18 protein-coding genes are annotated in these 18,809 nt (G+C 69.0%); 7 read left to right on the top strand and 11 right to left on the bottom strand.

Annotated elements, in window-relative coordinates; genetic code table 11:
• Positions 1 to 25 precede the first annotated feature (25 nt).
• The 5 genes from ACMV_RS04555 to metG are packed head-to-tail and all read left to right on the top strand — an operon-like array spanning position 26 to position 4,998.
• Complete coding sequence (locus tag ACMV_RS04555; protein ID WP_013639688.1) at positions 26 to 985, top strand: lytic murein transglycosylase; 960 nt, start codon at positions 26 to 28, stop codon at positions 983 to 985.
• Complete coding sequence (locus tag ACMV_RS04550) at positions 982 to 1,869, top strand: SPOR domain-containing protein (RefSeq protein ID WP_013639687.1); 888 nt, start codon at positions 982 to 984, stop codon at positions 1,867 to 1,869. The genes ACMV_RS04555 and ACMV_RS04550 overlap by 4 nt, the downstream gene beginning before the upstream one ends.
• Complete coding sequence (gene tmk / locus ACMV_RS04545) at positions 1,866 to 2,498, top strand: dTMP kinase (RefSeq protein WP_011941894.1); 633 nt, start codon at positions 1,866 to 1,868, stop codon at positions 2,496 to 2,498. Before ACMV_RS04550 ends, tmk begins: the two co-directional genes overlap by 4 nt.
• Positions 2,498 to 3,466, top strand: a complete 969-nt coding sequence (locus tag ACMV_RS04540; RefSeq protein ID WP_013639686.1) for a DNA polymerase III subunit delta' — start codon at positions 2,498 to 2,500, stop codon at positions 3,464 to 3,466. Before tmk ends, ACMV_RS04540 begins: the two co-directional genes overlap by 1 nt.
• Entirely contained in the window at positions 3,463 to 4,998 is a 1,536-nt protein-coding gene (gene metG / locus ACMV_RS04535) for a methionine--tRNA ligase (RefSeq protein WP_007423208.1), read from the top strand. Before ACMV_RS04540 ends, metG begins: the two co-directional genes overlap by 4 nt.
• 69 nt (positions 4,999 to 5,067) lie before the next feature.
• On the opposite strand, the gene ACMV_RS04530 is transcribed toward metG, so the two are convergent.
• Entirely contained in the window at positions 5,068 to 6,081 is a 1,014-nt protein-coding gene (locus ACMV_RS04530; RefSeq protein ID WP_007423207.1) for a flagellar motor switch protein FliM, read from the bottom strand.
• Between the two features lie 156 nt (positions 6,082 to 6,237).
• Between ACMV_RS04530 and ACMV_RS04525 the strand changes: the two genes are divergently transcribed.
• Complete coding sequence (locus ACMV_RS04525; RefSeq protein WP_013639685.1) at positions 6,238 to 7,743, top strand: glycosyltransferase family 39 protein; 1,506 nt, start codon at positions 6,238 to 6,240, stop codon at positions 7,741 to 7,743.
• A 6-nt stretch (positions 7,744 to 7,749) separates the two neighbouring features.
• Here ACMV_RS04525 and ACMV_RS04520 read toward each other — a convergent pair whose 3' ends face one another.
• From ACMV_RS04520 to ACMV_RS21430, 3 genes are all read right to left on the bottom strand, one after another.
• Positions 7,750 to 8,382: a TVP38/TMEM64 family protein gene (locus tag ACMV_RS04520; RefSeq protein ID WP_011941898.1), complete on the bottom strand. Its 633-nt coding sequence runs from the start codon at positions 8,380 to 8,382 to the stop codon at positions 7,750 to 7,752.
• Positions 8,379 to 9,155 (bottom strand): glycosyltransferase family 2 protein, encoded by a 777-nt coding sequence (locus ACMV_RS04515; protein ID WP_007424799.1) that lies wholly within the window; start codon positions 9,153 to 9,155, stop codon positions 8,379 to 8,381. The genes ACMV_RS04520 and ACMV_RS04515 overlap by 4 nt, the downstream gene beginning before the upstream one ends.
• Positions 9,156 to 9,382: 227 nt before the next feature.
• On the bottom strand, positions 9,383 to 10,378 hold the full coding sequence (locus ACMV_RS21430; RefSeq protein ID WP_231844484.1) for a hypothetical protein: 996 nt from the start codon (positions 10,376 to 10,378) through the stop codon (positions 9,383 to 9,385).
• A 454-nt stretch (positions 10,379 to 10,832) separates the two neighbouring features.
• Between ACMV_RS21430 and ACMV_RS04505 the strand changes: the two genes are divergently transcribed.
• Positions 10,833 to 11,738: a bifunctional helix-turn-helix transcriptional regulator/GNAT family N-acetyltransferase gene (locus ACMV_RS04505; protein ID WP_013639683.1), complete on the top strand. Its 906-nt coding sequence runs from the start codon at positions 10,833 to 10,835 to the stop codon at positions 11,736 to 11,738.
• Positions 11,739 to 11,749: 11 nt separating this feature from the next.
• Here ACMV_RS04505 and ACMV_RS04500 read toward each other — a convergent pair whose 3' ends face one another.
• From ACMV_RS04500 to ACMV_RS04470, 7 genes are all read right to left on the bottom strand, one after another.
• A complete protein-coding gene (locus ACMV_RS04500; RefSeq protein WP_011941901.1) occupies positions 11,750 to 12,598 on the bottom strand; it encodes a phosphodiesterase in 849 nt (282 codons plus the stop codon).
• A complete protein-coding gene (locus ACMV_RS04495; protein ID WP_013639682.1) occupies positions 12,592 to 13,380 on the bottom strand; it encodes an inositol monophosphatase family protein in 789 nt (262 codons plus the stop codon). The genes ACMV_RS04500 and ACMV_RS04495 overlap by 7 nt, the downstream gene beginning before the upstream one ends.
• Complete coding sequence (locus ACMV_RS04490; protein WP_011941903.1) at positions 13,377 to 14,438, bottom strand: ABC transporter ATP-binding protein; 1,062 nt, start codon at positions 14,436 to 14,438, stop codon at positions 13,377 to 13,379. Before ACMV_RS04490 ends, ACMV_RS04495 begins: the two co-directional genes overlap by 4 nt.
• Positions 14,438 to 15,220: an ABC transporter permease gene (locus ACMV_RS04485; RefSeq protein WP_013639681.1), complete on the bottom strand. Its 783-nt coding sequence runs from the start codon at positions 15,218 to 15,220 to the stop codon at positions 14,438 to 14,440. Before ACMV_RS04485 ends, ACMV_RS04490 begins: the two co-directional genes overlap by 1 nt.
• On the bottom strand, positions 15,217 to 16,083 hold the full coding sequence (locus ACMV_RS04480; protein ID WP_011941904.1) for an ABC transporter permease: 867 nt from the start codon (positions 16,081 to 16,083) through the stop codon (positions 15,217 to 15,219). Before ACMV_RS04480 ends, ACMV_RS04485 begins: the two co-directional genes overlap by 4 nt.
• The gene (locus tag ACMV_RS04475) at positions 16,080 to 17,180 is read right to left on the bottom strand and encodes an ABC transporter substrate-binding protein (RefSeq protein WP_013639680.1); all 1,101 of its coding nucleotides are present in this window, start codon (positions 17,178 to 17,180) and stop codon (positions 16,080 to 16,082) included. The genes ACMV_RS04480 and ACMV_RS04475 overlap by 4 nt, the downstream gene beginning before the upstream one ends.
• A 157-nt stretch (positions 17,181 to 17,337) precedes the next feature.
• Positions 17,338 to 18,534 (bottom strand): outer membrane beta-barrel protein, encoded by a 1,197-nt coding sequence (locus ACMV_RS04470; RefSeq protein ID WP_013639679.1) that lies wholly within the window; start codon positions 18,532 to 18,534, stop codon positions 17,338 to 17,340.
• Positions 18,535 to 18,809: the final 275 nt, after the last annotated feature.

Here is an 18,809-nt window from a genome sequence, read left to right as displayed (position 1 = left end):
GCGCGCACCGTGGCAGAACGGCACGATGAAACGTCGCTTCGTGGTTGCCGCCCTGCCGTTCGCCCCCGTCCTGATCCGGCCCGCCCGCGCCGCGGGGTTCGAGGCCTTCATCCACACACTCGAAAGCCGCGCCCGGCAAGAGGGAATCCCGGGGCGGATTGCCGGCGCCGCCCTGTCCGGCCTCAGGCCGAACCAGGACGTGATCCATTACGAAACCCATCAGCCCGAATTCACCCTGACCTGGGCGCAATACAGCGCCCGTGTCGTGACCGAAACCCGGGTGACCGAGGGCCGGGCGGCCTTCGCACGGCACCGGGAACTGCTCGAACACATCCGCGCCCGCTTCGGTGTCGCCGCCGCGCCGATCGTGGGCATCTGGGGCATCGAGACCGATTTCGGCCATTACCAGGGCGATTTCAACGTGATCGACGCTCTCGCCACGCTCGCCTGGTATAAGAACAGCGCCTATTTCAGCCGCGAGGCCATCGCCGCGATGCGGATCGTCAGCCGCGGCGACATCCGCCTTGCCGAGTTGCGCGGCTCCTGGGCCGGGGCCATGGGGCAGCCGCAATTCATGCCCAGCATCTACCTCAGCACGGCGGTCAGCTATTCCGGCCACGGCCAGCCGAACATCTGGACCAGCGTGCCCGACACCCTGGCCTCGATCGCCAACTACATGCGCAAGTCGCACTGGCGGCTCGGCCTGCCGTCGAGCGAGCCGGTATTGATTCCACCGCATTTCGACACCGCGCTGGCCGGGCGCGGCCACACGCTGCCGCTGGCGCGCTGGCAGGCGCTCGGCGTCCATCGCCTCGCACCGGCTCGCCGACTGCCGGCAACCACCCCGGCCTCCCTGCTGCTGCCGGATGGCCCGCACGGCGAAGCTTTCCTCGCCTTCGGCAATTTCCGTGCGATCCGCAGCTACAACCCGTCCGATCTCTACGCCCTCGCGGTCGGCGAACTCGGCCGCCGGATCCTCGCATGATCCGCGCGACCCTGCCGCTCGCGGCCGCGCTGGCACTCGCCGGCTGCGGCCTGCTGCATCATCGCCCCCCGCCGGCGCAGCACGTCCGCTACACGGTCGGGAAACCCTACAACGCCGGCGGGCAATGGCATTATCCGCGGGTATTCGGCCACTACGACCGCACCGGCCTGTCCACCCTGATCGCCCCCGGCCCGGCACGACTCACCGCCGATGGCGAGGCCTATCGCGCCGACAGCCTGACCGCCCAAAGCCCGGTCCTGCCGCTGCCCTCGATCGTGCGAATCACCAATCTTGATACCGGCCACAGTCTTGCCGTCCGCGTGAACGATCGCGGACCGATGCAGGCCGGGCGGATCGTCGCGGTCACGCCCCGCGTCGCGCGCCTGCTCGGCATGCCGGCGGACGGCGTCGCCGAGGTCCGCGTCCAACTGCTCGCCGGGCGCTCGGCGGCGTTGCAGGGCAGCCTTGGCGCCGGGCCCCATCTCACGGCGGCGCCGGTCGGCGCGGTCGCCGCCGCCGCCCTGCCGCCGCCGCCCGGCGCCGGCGGTTCGGCCGGCGCGGTTTCCGGCACGATCCGCCCAGCCACCGCGCATCCGGCCGGCGTCCCCGGCGCTGTCGAGCGCCTGTCCGGCGTGGTGCGCACCGCACCACCATCGCCCGGCCCGCTCTATGTCGAAATCCCCGGCTTCGGGTCCACCACCGACGCCATGAACCTGCGCGCGCGGCTCGCCGGCATGCCGGGCGCGATCCTCCCGCAATCCGCCGGCGGCCGCACCCTCTATGCGCTGCGCCTCGGCCCCTATGCCAGCGCGCCCGCCGCCGATGCGGCGCTGCGTTCGCTGCTCGACCGCGGCGTCGCCGGCGCCGAGATCGTGGTCCGGTGAGCCGGCAGGGCGTCTTCATCACGCTCGAAGGCGGGGAGGGGGCCGGCAAGTCGACGCAGATTGCCCGCCTTGCCGCCCGGCTTCGCGCCGCCGGGCACGAGGTTCTGACCACCCGCGAGCCGGGCGGCACGCCCGGGGCCGAAGCGATTCGCGCGCTGATGCTCGACCCCGCGCGCCATTTCGCGCCGCTGGCCGATACGCTGCTGGTCTTCGCCGCCCGCGCCGACCATGTCGCGGCCATCATCCGCCCGGCGCTCGAACACGGCGCCGTCGTGCTGTGCGACCGTTTCACCGACTCGACGATGGCGTATCAGGGCCACGGCCTGGGCGTGGACCGCGCGGCGATCGCAACCCTCGGCGCGATGATCGGCGCCACGCCCGATCTCACGCTGATCCTCGACCTGCCGGACGCCATCGCCCGTGCGCGACTGGCGCACCGCGGCGGCGCCGCCGACCGCTACGAACAGTTCGATACCGGCTTTGCCATCCGCGTCGCTGACGGCTTCCGCGCCATCGCGGCTGCCGAGCCGGATCGTTGCGTCCTGGTCGATGCCGCCGGCGGGATCGAGGATGTCACCGAAACCCTCGCCGGCCTCATCCGCGCCCGGCTCGGCCTCGCCATCGCCTGATGCTGCCGCCCCGCGCCAATCCCGAGCTTCGGGGCCATGACGACGCCGTTGCCGAACTCTTCCGCGCCGCGACCGGCGCGCGCCTGCACCATGCCTGGCTGATCGCCGGCCCGCCCGGAATCGGCAAGGCCACGCTCGCTTTCCGCTTCGCCCGGTGGCTGCTCGCCGGCGCCCGCACGCCAGACCTGTCGCTCCCCGCGCGCGATCCCGCCTTCCGCCGCATCGCCACCGGCGCGCATGCCGACCTTCTGGTCATCGAGCGCCGCTACGATGAGAAGCGCAAGCGGATGCAGGGCGAAATCGTGGTCGACACGGTCGCCGCCGCCGGCCGCTTCCTGCGGCTCACACCGGGCGAGGGGGGGTGGCGCGTCGTCATCGTCGATGGGGCCGAGGCGCTGAACCGCAACGCCGCCAACGCGCTGCTCAAGCTGCTCGAGGAACCGCCGGCCCGGGCGATCTGGCTGCTGGTCTGCCACGCGCCCGGCCGCCTGCTGCCCACCATCCGCAGCCGCTGCCGCCGGCTGGACCTCGACCCGCTGCCGGCCGACACCGTCAGCAGCCTGCTCGCGGCCGCTCTGCCCGACCTTCCCGCCGAACGCCGCACGGCCCTGGCCGCGCTGGCCGAAGGCTCGATCGGCCGCGCCTTGTCCCTCGCCGATGCCGATGGCCTCGCCCTGGCCGGCCTCGTGGGCGAAGCGCTCGCCGGTCCGCTCCCGCCCGCGCGCGACGCCGCCATCGCCGATACGATCGCCCGCGCCGATGACGGCTTCGCCACCTTCGCCGACCTGCTGCGCGCCGCCCTGGCCACCGAAACCCGTGCCGCCGCCCGTGCCAAACCGTCGCCGGCGCTTGATGGCCGCGCCCGCCTCTGGCAGGACTTCGGCAGGATCGCGGCGGAGGTCGACGGTCTCAATCTCGACCCGCGTGCGGCGGTTCTGACCATGCTCCAGCTTCTCCGAGTGCCATGACCCGAAAATTCTACATCACGACCCCGATCTATTACGTGAACGGCGCGCCCCATATCGGCCACGCCTACACCTCGGTCGCCGCCGACGTGCTCGCGCGCTTCAAGCGGCTCGACGGGTTCGACGTGCATTTCCTCACCGGCACCGACGAGCATGGCCAGAAGGTCGAGGCCACCGCCCGCGCGAACAACATCGCCCCGCAAGAGTTCACCGACCGCATCGCCGGCGAGTTCCGCGCCATGGCGCAGGCGATGAACATCTCGAACGACGATTTCATCCGCACCACCGAGCCCCGCCACATCCGCTCCTGCCAGGCGATCTGGCAGGCGATCGAGCGGGCAGGGGCCATCGAGCTCGGCCATTACGAGGGCTGGTACGCCGTCCGCGACGAGGCCTTCTATGATGAAAGCGAGCTCGTCACCGGCGCGGACGGCATCAAGCGCTCGCCCTTCGGCGCGCCGGTCGAGTGGGTGCGCGAACCCTCGTATTTCTTCAAACTCAGCACGTTCCAGGATCGTCTTCTGAAACTGTATGAAGACAATCCGGAGTTCATCCAGCCCGCTTCCAGCCGCAACGAGGTGCTCTCCTTCGTCCGCTCCGGCCTGCGCGACATCTCGATCAGCCGCACCAGCTTCAAATGGGGCATTCCGGTGCCCGGCGCGCCCGATCACGTCATGTATGTCTGGATCGACGCGCTGACCAACTATCTCACCGCCTGCGGCTATCCGGACATGGACGCGCCGCTGATGAAATACTGGCCGGCGGACCTGCATCTGGTCGGCAAGGAAATCACCCGCTTCCACGCCGTCTACTGGCCGGCGATGCTGATGGCCGCCGGCCTGCCGGTTCCCCGCCGCATCTTCGCCAATGGCTGGTGGACGATCGAGGGCGAGAAGATGAGCAAGTCGCTCAACAACGCCCTGGCCGTCGAGCCGCTGATCGCGGAATTCGGGCTCGACCAGCTGCGCTTCTGCCTGCTGCGCGAAATGCCCTTCGGCAACGACGGCAATTTCTCCCGCCGTTCGGTCATCACGCGGATCAATGTCGAGCTCGCCAACGATCTCGGCAACCTCGCCCAGCGCACGCTCTCCTTCATCGCCAAGAACGCTGGCGGCGTGGTGCCCGAAGCGGGTCCCGCCGCCGAGGCCGATCACGCGCTGCGCGCCATCGCCGACGGCCTGCCGGACCGCATGCGCGATGCGATGGATCGCCTGGCCTATCAGGAGGCGATCGAGGAGGTCTGGAAACTCGTCCGCGCCGCCAACGCCTATATCGACCACCAGGCTCCCTGGGCCTTGCGCAAGACCGACCCGCAGCGGATGCTGACTGTGCTGCGGACCCTCTGCGAGGCGCTGCGCGTCGTCGGCATCCTGCTGCAGCCCTTCATGCCGGAAGCCATGGCGAAACTGCTGGACCAGCTTGCCCTTCCGGCGGATCGGCGGGGTTTCGCGTCACTCGCCACCCCGCTCGACGCTGGCGCCGTTCTGCCGCCGCCGTCCGGCTTGTTCCCCCGGATCGTCGAACCCGCTTCCTGAATCACGCAGCAATCGGATCGCGAACCTCGAACAGGGCATAATTCGCGATCCGGGCCAGGCCCGGCGGAGCTATTCCCGCTCGCGCGAGATCCAACCCCGGATTTCGGCGGCCAGCCTGCCGTGCCGCACGCCAAGGCGGCCGGCGAACAGATCCACGCTGCCGCAGCGCAGCGTAACGTCCGAGCCGCGCGGCGCATTGATCGGGATGATGTCGCCGACGCGCAGGTCCATCACCGCCCCCAACTTCATCGTCTGTTCGTCGAGCACGGCCTCGAGTTCGATATCCGTGTGCCAGAGTTCCTCGGCGAGATGGCTTTCCCAGATGGAGTCGCGGCCGAACTTCTCGCCCATGAACTGTTGCAGCAGCAGTTCGCGCACCGGTTCCAGCGTCGCGAAGGGCAGGATGATGTCGATCATGCAGTTGCGCCCTGCCGAGTGCAGGCTGAGCCGCGCGGTCAGCGCCACGCCCGAATTCCGTCCGATCGTCGCGAATCGCGGATCGGTCTCGGTGCGCTCGAAATCGAACGTCACGTCGCAGATCGGCGCGAAGCTGTTTCTAAGATCGTGCAGCACCACCCGGATCAGCCGCTCGGTCAGGTTGCGGCTGATGGAGGTCACCGGCTTGGGCAGTTGTCCGGTCGCGGCGGCAACCCGACGGCCGCCGAGCAGGATCTCGGTCAGGTTGCTCACCGTCATGGCGTCGACATGGATCAGCCCGAGATTGTCCCACTCCCGCGCGCGGAACACGCCCAGCAGCGCCATCGGCGCGATCTCGGCAAAGCTGTCTGCCAACCGCCGCGAGGCCAGCCGCGTCAGCCGGACTTCCACATTGTCCTGAAACAGGTTGCGCAGCGAGCCGGCCAGGATTCGCGACAGCCGCTCGAAGACGACTTCCGCCATCGGCAGCCGCTCATAGCTGTCCGCCCGGCCATAAAGCAGCCGGCTGGCTTCCTGCTCCGCTTCCGGCTCCGGTTGCAGAGCGTCGTCCTCAAGAGCGCCCCCGCCCGAGAGAATCGAGTCGATCTCTTCCTGCGCGAGTTGTGTCGCGCTGTCGGTCCTGTTCGTTCGAGCCTGCCCGCTCATCCGCTCCTCTACTCCCGCCGGGCCATGCGACTGGCCCGCTCCTCGATCCGCCGACACCATGCCCCAACCGGGTTAACAAAGAATTGAGAACGCAATCGAAACGCAGCCGACACCGAACGTCGTCGATCCGTTACACGCCGGCGTCATTCTGTCGCGATGCGGGCGGCGTCGGATCATCGCAGCGAGCGGGCCGGACTTCTGGCGGGCATCGGGCTGGTTTTCGCGGCGTCGCTCGCGGCACGCCTGCACGGGCTCGGGGCCAAGCCGCTCTGGCTGGATGAGGTCATCACCTTCACCCGCGCCGGACGGCCGCTGCACGGCCTCGTGCTCGATTCGCTGCGCAACCACCATCTGCCGGGCTTTTTCGTGATCGAGCGCGCCGCGCTACTGCTCGCGCCGAAGGCCGCGCAGGTGGCGGCGTTGCGCCTTGTCCCGGCACTCGCCGGGGCCGCCTGCGCGGCGCTGGTCTTTGCCATCGCCTGGTCGGCCGGCGGACGGAGCGGCGCCTGGCTTGCCGGCCTGCTGATGGCCTTCGCGCCGCTGCAGGTCGCATTCGGCCAGGAAGCCCGGTCCTACACGCTGATGATGGCGCCCCTGCTGCTGGCGCTGCACGGTCTGCTCGGCCTCGTGCGCGCGCCCGATGCGCCCTCCCGCCGCCCCTGGCTGAATTTTGGTCTCGGCACCGCGGGCGCGCTGCTGGTGCTCCCGGATGCGCTTCCCTGGCTGGCGGCGGCGACGCTTGCGATACTCGCCGCCGCCCTGCCGCGGAGCCGCGACCGCATCGGGCTTCTCCGCCGCTGGGTCGCGCTGAATGCCGCCCTCCTGTTGCTGGTGGCGCCGGCCTATGCCTTGTTGCTGCTGGTGCCGCCCCAGGGTCCGATGGCAGGGTTCGCCTGGATTCCGCCGCCTTCCGCATCGTTCCTGTGGGCCGACGCCGCCAGTCTCTATTTCATGCGCGACGCGACGATGGTGACGATGCGGCTGCTGCCCCCCGTCCTGCCCGGGTTCGCCGCCGCAATGGCGCTACTCGCCATCCTCGGTCTCTGGCGCCTCCGGCGCGCCCGCGCCGAGGCACTGGTGCTGCTGATCGTCTGGCTTGGCCTGCCGATCGCCCTCGGCGTCGTCTCGCTCGTCCACCCGGTGATGCTGCCGCGCTACCTGCTCTGGAGCGCGCCGCCCTTCTTCGTTCTCGCCGGCCTCGGCATCGAAGCCCTGCCGCCACCTGCGAGGCTGGCGGCGCTGCCGGCCGCCGCCGCCGTGCTGCTGTTCAATCTCGCGCCCTACTACCATGCCGAAACCAAGCCCCGCTGGGATCTGGCGGCGGCCCGGCTCGCCGCGCGCGCCACGGCGGGCGACGTCATCCTGGCAAGCGACGGTGCGGCCTGGGCCATGCTCGGCCATTACGATCCCGCCCTCGCGCCGCTCGTCACCCAGCGGCGCGCGCGCGCCGCGGCGGCGCTGGCCGAGGGACGTCCGGTCTTCGCGATCTACGGGCCGGCGGGGCAGGGGGCGCAACCCTCGCCCGCCGCCTTTGCGGCGATGGCCGCAAGTCTCGGCCCGCTTTCGCCGCCCCAGCGCGCCGGCTCCGAAATCGTCATCCGCCGGATCAGCCCGCCGCCCGCCGCGCGGATCGCCTGTTCGTCGGGCGCCATCTGCCGCTGATCCGAGTCAGACGCCGGCGAGTTCCGGCGCAATCCGGCGGCGCAGCCCGAATGCCAGCACGATCGAGATCACGAACAGCACGACACCCACGGCAAGTTCAACATCCCGCCCCACACGTCCGCCCGCGCCGATCAGGGCGAAGATCACGGTCTGCGGCACGAAGCCCAGCGCCGATCCGGCGAGGAACGGAAATACTTTCACGCTGGAGACGCCGGCGAGCAGGTTCAGCGCGAGATTGCTGCCCAGCGGCATCAGGCGCAGCGTGAGCGTGGCGGTGAACGGGCGCGCCGCGAGAGCGCGGTCGATCCGGGCCGCCCGATGGCCGAGCCGGGAACGCACGAAGGCTCGGCCGACCAGCCGCGCCCAGAGCAGATCGGCGGCGCAGCCGGCCAGCTGGGATGCAAGCGCCAGCGCCGTGCCCGGAATCACGCCCCAGGCGAAGCCCGCCGCAAAGCCGATCACCTGCCTCGGCATCCCGACCGCGCAGGCCAGCGCCCCCAGCGCGCCGAGTGCCAGCGCGTCACGCCAGCCGTGGCCGGGATGCGGCGCGAACAGCGCGCCGAACGGATGCAGGTGCAGCACCAGCGCCGCGCCCAGCAGCCCTCCCGCCAGCAGCGCCGGCCGGGCGAGGCGGATCACCGAGCCACCTCCAGCGAGGCCGGCGACCCGGCATCGGCCGCGCTTGCGCCCAGAACCGGCCGGCAGGCCCGCCGCTGCAACCAGGCCACGCCCGCGAGGTCGACGATCCCGACACGCAACCGGTCCCATGTCCCGTAATGCGACCGCCCGGCCACGCGCGGGCGGTGGGCAACGGGGTGCAGCACCGTCCGCCCGCCGATGCTCGCGAACAGCGCCGGCAGAAACCGGTGCATGTGGTCGAAGCGCGGCAGTCCGAGAAAGACCGAGCGCCGGAACAGCTTCAGCCCGCAGCCGCTATCGGGCACGCCGTCGTGCAGCACCCGCGCCCTGACGCCGTTGGCGATCCGCGAGGCGATCCGCTTCATCGCGCTGTCCTTGCGCCGGACGCGGCGCCCCGCCACCAGCACCGGCTCATCGGGCCGCTCTTCCTGCCAGGCGCGCTGGAGCATGTCCGGAATGTCGGCCGGATCGTTCTGCCCGTCGCCATCAATCGTGGCGATCCACACCGCGTTCGCGGCGGTCACGCCGGTGAGTATTGCCGCGCTCTGACCGAAACTCCCCGTGTGGCGCAGGACGCGAATCTCCGGCCTTTCCTTCGCCAGTGCCGCGAGCACCGCTTGGCTGTCATCGGTGCTGCCGTCGTCGACGAAGATGATCTCGTGATCGATCCCGGCCAGCGCCGTGCCGAATTCGGCCACGAGCGGCGGAATGTTCGGCGCCTCGTCGCGGACGGGGACGACGACGGCAAGCAGATGCGACGGCGGTGGTTCCATGGTCGGAGTCCCGGACAGGGTTGACGCGGGTCGATCCTGATCCGGAAATGTGAGCCCGATCTGACAAACGCGGGGTCGCGATTTTCAAATTGTATCCTGGTCCGCGCGCCATCGCGGGCATTACGCCACGCAATAAGGTTCCATAATATTTCTTCTGCGACATTCAGACCGGCGCCAAGACAAGCCAGGGACAGCGACCGGCGCCGCCGTCCCTGGCTGAACTCCTGTTACAGCGCCCCTGTCACGGTGGACAATGCGCCGGTGACCGGCGCAAGCGGACTCGTGCTGCCCCCTGTCGCGCCGGACAACGTGCCCGTAACCGTCGATACCGTCGTGGTCACCGGCGCCAGTGGGCTCGAACCGCCCGCCGCGCCTGACAGCGTGCCCGTGATGGTCGATACCGTGCTGGTGACCGGCGCCAGCGGATTGCCTGTTCCGGTCGGCAGCGTTCCGATCGGCAGCGTTCCGGTCGACCCTGTCGGCAACGTGCCGGTCGCCGTGTCGAGAATGGTGCCGGCCGAGCCGGTCAGGTTTGTGAGCGTCTGGGTCAGCGTCGCCCCGCCCGGATTGCTCGTGCCGCCAATCGCGTTGCCCGCCGTCACCAGCGCCCCCTTCAGCGTGCCACCCAGCACGGGCACGCTGCCAGTGCTGTTTGCCACCGTGTTGACCACGCCGCCGACATTGCTGCCGACGCTCTTGCTCGACGTCGCCAGAAGCGTCGAAACCACCGGCAGCGTCGAGGTGCTGAGCGATCCGGCCTTGAGCTGGACCACCTGGCCGTTCGACAGCACACCAACCTGGATCGGGGAATTCGCCTGTGGCGTCGTGCTCAGCACATTGGCGCTGATCAGCGGCTTGACGCTGGACGAGCTCGTCGAGGTGTTCAGGACCGAAACCTTGGCGAGCGCATTGGTGACAGGGCTGAGGAAGCTTGTGACGCCCGCCGCACCTGCCGCACCGGTTGCACCCGTAGCGCCCGTAGCGCCCGTAGCACCTGTTGCGCCCGTAGCACCAGTTGCTCCGGTCGCACCCGTGGCGCCCGCCGAGCCCGTCGCCCCCGCCGAGCCCGTCGCCCCCGCCGAGCCTGTAGCCCCTGCCGAGCCCGCCGCCCCCGTCGAGCTACCCGTCGAGCCACCCGCCGTGCTTCCGCCCGCCGTGCCTCCCCCGCTGGATTTCGCTCCGGATGAACCTCCTCCGGTAACCGCGCCGGACACAGGGGTCACCGAAGGGCTGGAGCCGCATCCGGCGAGCGCCAGAACCGAACCCAAACCCAGGACATACAGTGTCGTGGCCAACACTTTCTTACGGAACGCCTTTGACATGAAAGCTCCACCTGCAAGTTGCAATGATTATTTTCGTCCGCTCAACCCGGGGGAAATCCGAGGATGAATGGCGATGGCAGTAACCTTTCATTAACATTGTAACGAAATACGATGTATTAATATTTTTTTAGATCGTAATGTCTAAATCTTTATTCAAAATGAATCTGAATCGATCCGCCCCGCCGCCTCGGCACCTTCTCTCTCCCGGCATGCCGATCCAAATGGCTGTCTGCCGAACGCCAGAGAGCCAACTGCCAGAGAGCCAACTGACGGTGTCTCGCCCTCGAAAGACCGTGCGCGAAGAAATAGTTGCTCAAGTCAACAATTCATGGCATTATTAATTATGGATAACGCAATGGATGGCGTCCGCGCGTTCAACCGTTTCTTCACCCGTTTCGTCGGCGCGCTCGACACCCGGTTCCTCGGCACCGAACTCACCCTCGGAGAAGCCCGGCTGCTCTATGAAATCGCCCAGGCGGAAGCGCCGCTGGCCGCCGACCTGCGCGCGGCCCTCGGCGTCAACGCCGGCCATGTCAGCCGCGTGCTGCGCCGCTTCGAGGAGCGCGGCTGGATCACCCGCAGCCCGGCTGTCGGCGATGCCCGGCGCCGGCCAATCGCGCTCACGCCCGCGGGGCGCGACGTCTTCGCCGATCTCGACAGCCGCCAGCGCAACGCCGTCGCCACCACGCTCGACGGCCTCGCCCCCGCCCAGCAGCGCGACCTGGTCGGCGCCCTCACCCTCGCCCGCATCCTGCTCGGCGACCCTTCGACCCGCCGCTTCGCCCTGCGCCCCTTCCGGCCCGGCGACATGGGGCAGATCGCCGCGCGGCAATCCCTCATCTATCGCGAGACCTATGGCTGGGGCCGGCAGATCGAGGTGATCGAGGGCGAGGTCACCTCCGCCTTCCTGCGCAACTTCAAGCCCGGGCGCGAACAGTGCTGGATCGCCGAGATGGAGGGCGTCATGGCCGGCTCGGTCTTCCTCACCGACGAGGGCGACGGTCTCAGCCGCCTGCGCCTGCTCTATGTCGAGCCCTTCGCCCGCCGCCTCGGCATCGGCAACGCCCTGGTCTCGGCCTGCGTCGGCTTCGCCCGCGAGACCGGCTACCGGCGGATGACGTTATGGACCCACACCGTGCTCGAAAGCGCCCGCCGCATCTACGCCGCGCACGGGTTCCGCATCGTCGATGTCCATACCCACGAGGAGTTCGACAAGCCGGTCCAGAGCGAAACCTGGGAGCTCGACCTCGCCGCCGGCTGACCCGCTCCGCCTCAGGAGGCCGCGCCGGCCCGCCGCATGCCCGGATACTCCGGCTCGACGACGAACGGATACGGCCCCGGCAGATCGCCCACGCTGTCGAGCATCGCCGTCAGCCCCTCCGGCTCGGTCCAGCGCAGCAGGAAAATGCCGCCCGGCTCCAGATGGAAATAGGCCCGCGCCTTCGGATCGAAGGTGATCTCGCTCTGGTGCCCCGCGGCGGCCGGCACGCTCAGCAGCATCGTGCCGCCATGCGCGGCATGGATCGCGCGGTGATGATGCCCCGAGAGAATGGCCGCGACGTTCCCATGCGCCGCCGCCCGCGCCAGCAGCGCCTCGGACGAGCGCAGCATGATGCTGTCCATCGCCGCCACCCCGGTGATGACCGGCGGATGATGCAGCCCGATCAGCACCTTGCGTCCCGCCGCCGCCTCCAGCGCCGCATCCAGAAACGCGAGCCGTTGCGGGCACAGCTCGCCATGCCCCGCCCCCGGCACCACGCTGTCGAGCATGATCAGCCGGAACGGGCCGATATCGGCGGAATACTGCACGAAGTCCGGATCCGCCGTCACCCCCGGCAAATGGCCCAGCGCCGCGCGGAACGCCTCGCGCCGGTCGTGGTTGCCGGGCACCACATAGACCGGGCATGGCAGCTTGCGGTCGAGCAGCCGGTTCAGCTCCTCATATTCGTCGTCCCGCCCGCAATCCACGAGATCGCCGGTGATGACGATCGCCTCCGGCGCCGGATCCAGCGTCGCCACCCGGCGCAGCACGCGCTCGGCCATCATGTTGGTCTCGACCACGCGGTTGGCCGGCCGGCCGACCGGGCGGACATGCAGGTCGGAAATATGGGCAATCAGCAAGAGTCACCTCGAAGAATGGCAAGGGCCTCGTCGCGCAGCGACGGGTCGCCCAGGATCAGCACGGTCCCGTCGGTCTCGGCGTCGAGCCGCAGCGCCCGGCCCGACCAGTCGCACATCGTCCCGCCCGCCGCCTCGACGATCGGCACCGACGCCGCCCAGTCCCACGGCTTGTGCCCGGCCTCGGCGATGATGTCGATCGCGCCGAGCGCCAGCAGCCCCGCGGCATAGGCATTGTCGCCCCACGACACCCGGCGGCAGGCCCGGCCGAGCCGGTCGAACGCCACGCGCTGCGCCGGCGCGAACCATTCCGGCCCGGTGCAGGAGAGTTCCGCCTCGCCCAGCGCCGCGCGCCGCCGGCAGCCCGGCACCCCGCCGAACGGGCCGCTGAACTCGATCTGCCCGCCGGCCGCCAGCCACCGCTCGCCGGTCATCGGCTGGTCGATCAGCCCGAGCACCGGCACGCCGTCCTCGACCAGGCCGATCAGCGTCACGAAACTCGCCCGCCCGGTGATGAACTCCCGCGTCCCGTCGATCGGGTCGATCACCCAGTTGAACCGCCCGCGCCGGTCGTCGCCGAATTCCTCGCCGATCACCCCGAACCCCGGCGTGTGCCGCGCCAGCGCCGCGCGCATCGCCGTCTCCGCCGCCCGGTCCGCCGCCGTCACCGGGCTCGCATCCGCCTTGTCGTCGGCACCCACGCCGGCGCGGAAATACGGGCGGATCGCCGCCCGCGCGGCCTCCGCCGCGGCCTTCGCCGCCTCGATCGCGCCCTCGGGGATCATCCGGCGGCCAGCACCCGCGGCGCCTCCCCGTCCCACCAGATCGAAACTCGGCTGCCCTGTGCCACAGCGCCAGCCTCTGCACTCGGCATCGCCGCCGCGAGACTGAAGCCGCCATCCACCTCGATGCGGATCGACGTCAGCGCGCCGAAGAAAACCCGCGAGGCGACCACCCCCTCCAGCAACGCCTCCGCCGCCCCCGGCGGGCCGAGCCGCACCGTCTCCGGCCGCAGCAGCACATGCACGTCCGACCCCGCCGCCAGCCCGCGCGCCCGCGCCGCGGGCACCGCCCGCCCGCACAGCTCGACCAGCCCGGCCTCGGCGTCCCGCACCCGGCCGCGCAGTTCCGCCGCGGCGCCGACGAACCGCGCGACGAAGATGTTCGCCGGCTCGCCATAGATCTCCGCCGGCGTCCCCGCCTGGGCGATCCGCCCCTCCTGCATCACCACCACCCGGTCGGAGATCGACAGCGCCTCCTCCTGGTCATGGGTGACGAACAGCGTCGTCACCCCGGTCTCCTGCTGGATGCGGCGGATCTCGTCGCGCAGCTGCACCCGCACCTTGGCGTCGAGCGCGGACAGCGGTTCGTCGAGCAGCAGCAGCGCCGGGCGGATCGCCAGCGCCCGCGCCAACGCCACCCGCTGCTGCTGGCCGCCGGAGAGCTGGTGCGGATATTTCCGCGCGTGCTCGGCCAGCCCCACCAGCGCCAGCAGCTCCGCCGCCCGCGCCTGCTGCGCCGCCGGCGTCTCCCGCCGCACCTTCAGCCCGAAGCGGACATTCTCCTCCGCCGTCATGTTCGGGAACAGCGAATAGGCCTGGAACACCATGCCCATGTTGCGCCGCGCCGCCGGCAGGGCGGTGATGTCGCTCCCCGCCAGCACCACCCGCCCGCCATCCGGCCGCTCGAACCCGGCGACGATGCGCAGCAGCGTCGTCTTGCCGCAGCCCGAGGGCCCGAGCAGCGAGACGAACTCCCCCTGCCCCAGCGCGAGGTCGATCCCGTGCAGCACGGTCTTGCCACCATAGCGCTTTACCGCGCCGTCGATTTCCAGATGCGGCATCAGCGCGCCCCTCCGATCTGCACGCTGCGCCCGCCCCGGCCCGAGACCAGCACGCCGAGCATCGCCAGCCAGGTGATCAGGAAGCTCAGCAGCGTCAGCGCCGAGGCCTGCGTCGCCGAAGTCTGGCCGACATAGTTGATATAGACGGCGAACGTGTTGAACAGCAGGATGTTGGCGAAGGTGAACTCGCCCATCACGATGGCGATCGTCAGCAGCGCCGCGCCCAGCAGCGCCGTCGTCAGGTTCGGCACCACGACGCGGAAGATCAGCGTCCCCCAGCCGGCGCCGAGGCTCTGCGACGCCTCGGTCATGGTGCGCAGGTCGAGCACGCGCATGCCGAGATCGAGCGCGCGATAGGTATAGGGCAATGCGAGGATCACGTAGGGTATCACCAGATAGTTGGGGGTGCCGACCAGCCAGTCCGGCCCCGTGTAGAGCGCCGTCATCCCGGCGACCAGCGCGATCGGCGGCACCACGAAGGGCAGCACCGAGATGAAATCGAACACCGGCCGCAGCCGCGGCACCCGCAGGTTCAGCCAGAACACCGCCGGCACCAGCACGATGAGCCCGAGCAGGATCGTCTCCACCGCCAGCCGCACCGAGAGGAACAGGCTCTGCCAGAGCTTCGGCTGGTGGAACAGCGCCACGTAAGCGGCGAAGCCGTAGCGCGAGCCGCCTTCCCACAGGCTGAACGCGCCCGTCGCGAGCAGCGGGACCAGGAAATACAGGCCGAGCAGCCCGAGCCAGGCCTCCGGCAGCAACCGTCCGAGCGCGCCTTTCATCGCCGCCCCCAGCGGCCGATCCGCCGCGCCGCCAGCGCATAGACGCCCATCACCGCGACCATCACCACGATCATCCCGAGCGCCAGCGCCGCCCCGGTCTGCTGCGAGATCATCACATTGCCCGACAGCACGTTGCTGATCTCCACCGGCACCAGCGCGACGATCCCCGAGGTCAGCGCATAGGGCGTCGCATAGGCCGAGAAGGCGTTGCCGAACAGCAGGATGAACGCCGAGAGCAGCGAGGGGAGCAAAATCGGCAACCCGACATGCCGCCAGTAATCGAAGGCGGAGGCGCCGAGATTCTCCGCCGCCTCCCGCCACTCCCGCCGCAGCGCCTCCAGCGCCGGGGTGAACACGATGATCATCAGCGGGATCTGGAAATAGGCGTAGACCAGCACGAGGCCCGGCAGCGAATACAGGCTGAATCCCATGCCGTAGAGATCGACCCCGACCGATTTCAGCCACACCGTGATGATGCCGAGGCTGCCCAGCGTCGCGATGAAGGCGAAGGCCAGCGGCACGCCGGCGAAATTCGCCGCCACCGCGCTGAAGCTCGTCACCAGCGAGCGCACGCCCCGCGGCATGCCCGGCCGCAGCACCAGGTAGGCGGCGATCCCGCCGGCGATCACGCCGACCAGCGCCGCCAGCGCCGACAGCACGAGCGAGTTGCGGAACGCGACCACCGTCTGCCCCTGGCCCAGCGCAGCGACATATTTCAGCGTCAGCCCGTGCTTGCCCGAGAACGCCTCCGCCAGCAGCATCAGCGTCGGCAGCACGAGGAAGGCGATCACGTAAACGACCAGCGGGCCGACGAAGGCGAGCGTCAGCCCGCCGCCCTCGCCGGCCTTGAACCGGAAACTCACGCCTTGACGAGCTTCGTCCAGTTGGCCGCCAGCAGTTGCTGCGCCTTCTTCGTCTGCTCGTTATTGGCGAACACCGCCTCGCCATACGGCTTGGCCGGCGGCAGTTCCGCCATCAGCGACTTCGGAATGGCCCCCGCCTTCGCCATCGCCGAGAACCGCGCCGGATGGGCGAAGCCCTTGAGGTAGAGAAGCTGTCCCTCGTCGGAATAAATGAATTCCTGCCACAGTTCGGCCGCCTTCGGGTGCGGCGCGAACTTGCTGATCGCCTGGCAGTAGAACGCGCCATACGGCGTCGCCCCCTCGGGAATGACCGTGTCGATCGGCGTCATCCCCTTCGCCTTCTTCGCCTGGGCGAGGTTCAGGTAATCCCAGTTGATCACCACCGGCGTCTGGCCGGAAACGAGGCTCGCCGCCGTCGCCGCCGAGGGGTTGAAATTGCCGCGCTTGGCGAGATCGGCGAAGAACTCGATGCCCGGCATGATGTTGTCGAGCGAGCCGCCATTGGCGAGTGCCGCCGCCACCACCGCGGCGAACGCCGCCCCGGCGCCGAGCGGGCTGCCGTTCAGCGCGACCATGCCCTTGAATTCCGGCTTCTTCAGGTCGGCCCAGTCATGCGGCACTGCCTTTGAGACCGAGCGGTTGATGCCGAACGACACCAGGCCGAAATAGTCGCCGTACCACAGCCCGTTCGGGTCCTTCATCGAGGCCGGAATGCTGTCCCAGGTCGCGACCTTGTAGGGCCGGAACAACCCTTCCTGCGCGCCGTTCAGCGCGAAGGCCGGGCCTACATCGACCACGTCCGGCCCGCGCGACTGGTGCTTGAGCGAGCGGATCGACTGCAATTCCTGCGCCGAGCTGTCATCCGGCGCGGCGTTGTGGATGGTGATCCCGTATTTCTTCTGGAACGTCGCGATGATCTCGCCGTAATTCGCCCAGTCCGGCGGCAGCGCGATGGTGTTGAGCTGCCCCTCGTGCTTCGCGGCGCTCACCAGCGCGGGCGATGCGGCGCGGCCCGCGGCGGGCAGCAGGCCCGCGCCGAGCCCGGCGCCGGCGAGTTTGAGGAATGTGCGGCGCGGCGATGAGATCAGGTCGGCCATGTCTTTCTTCCTTGCTTCCTTACGTCCTCGACCGGCCCGCGCCCAAGCGCGCTGCCGATGCGGCGGCGACCATATAACCCGAGGCGGCGGCCCCGCCCATAATGTCCGGCCGCCGCGAGGGGCGGCCGGATGTGAAGGTTTCGTGAAACGAGAAGCGTCAGAACACGATACCGGCGGCGAGCACGCCCATCACCTGGTTGCGGTCGGTCCCGCTGTTGCCGAAACCACCGCCGACAGCCGGCGTGCCAAGATCGGTCAGGTGCAGCAAGCCCACCTCGCCGCGGACGAAGAAGTGCCCCTTGATCCAGGACGGGGTGACGCCGATGCCGAAGCCGGACGAGTTGGCGTTCAGATACCAGGCCTGCGGCCCGATATTCTTGTAGTAGAACACCATGCTGCCGAGCGACCAGGGCGACTTGCCGAACTGGTAATTGGTGATGACCTCGGCGCCGAAATTGCTGGTGAACTTGTTGAGTCCAAGCCGGCTGTTCGGCTTGGAATAGACATACTGCACCTCGGGCACCACGTTCAGGTTGCCGTGCGTGTAGGAATAGTAAGCGCCATACATGTCCGAATTTTCGTAGGCCGGATTGTAAGCGTTATAGCCATAGCCGGTGAAGCTGTTGGCATAGGCCGTGCTGGTCGAGCCATAGGCATGGGTGTTCGGCCCGGTAAAGCCGACATTCTGGGTGCCGTAGAAGGACAGCGCGTTGTTGCTGTCGAACGAATAGGTCACCAGCTCCTGGAACGTGTTGAACACCCCGGTATCGAAACCGTCGCCGAAGGTCAGCGTGGCCGACAGCTTGCCATAGGTGTAGCTCGCCTGCACGCCGCGGCTCGACGAGTTCTCGACGTAGTAGAGCGGCGAGTCGATCAGGTTGGCGTTCTTCCAGTCGGTCGAGGATTCCCAGCCTTCCGTCGAATACACCTGGCCGACCGAGATGTTGAAATTCGCCGTCGGCGCCCAGGTGACGTAGGCGGCATAGACCGGCCCGAGCGAGAAGGTATGGGCGTTCATCGCCTGAGGCTGCACGCCGAAATACAGCGAGTCGTCCGGCTTGACGTCGAGGGTGAACTGGATCGGACCGGAGGATTTCGTCACCGTCAGTTCGAGAACCCGCGCCTCGGCCCCGGCGGACTTCTGGTTGCCCAGAATGCTGCTCGTGCCGGCGCCGGAAATGCCGTAGAAAAATCCGTCGAACCCGCCGCTCACATCGAGCGTGCCGAGCGGCCCGGCCTCGAATTTCTGCGGCGACGGCAGGTTCATCGCGAAGGCCGGCGATGCGAAGGCCATCAGCGCCAGCACGCTGGCTCCGGCGAGAAGCTTCCGGTCGATCAGTCTTTTCGTTCTCATTGCACTACCCTGTTGTTGTTGGAAAATCTTCGGTCTCTGTCGTGACTGGCATTGCGCCGAGCGGCGGCGCGCGTCGCAGATGCGCATCGCAACGGCATCTCGCCGGGCACAACCATTCTCCCTCCCGAAACCAGGTCATCGGGCTGTCGGCCGAATGGCAGTTCCACCGCTCAAGGAAACGATTTTCGCAAGACGTCCATGTTCGCAAAACCCCGCGCCACCAGCCATGAAACACCGCCGTGCACGAGAGACGGAAATCCTGCGGCTCTCACCTC

Origin of the sequence: Acidiphilium multivorum AIU301, assembly GCF_000202835.1 — a bacterium.
In the GTDB taxonomy this organism is placed as follows: domain Bacteria; phylum Pseudomonadota; class Alphaproteobacteria; order Acetobacterales; family Acetobacteraceae; genus Acidiphilium; species Acidiphilium multivorum.
Note: the sequence above shows the minus strand (reverse complement) of the source record. Positions and strands in the feature narration are given on the sequence as shown.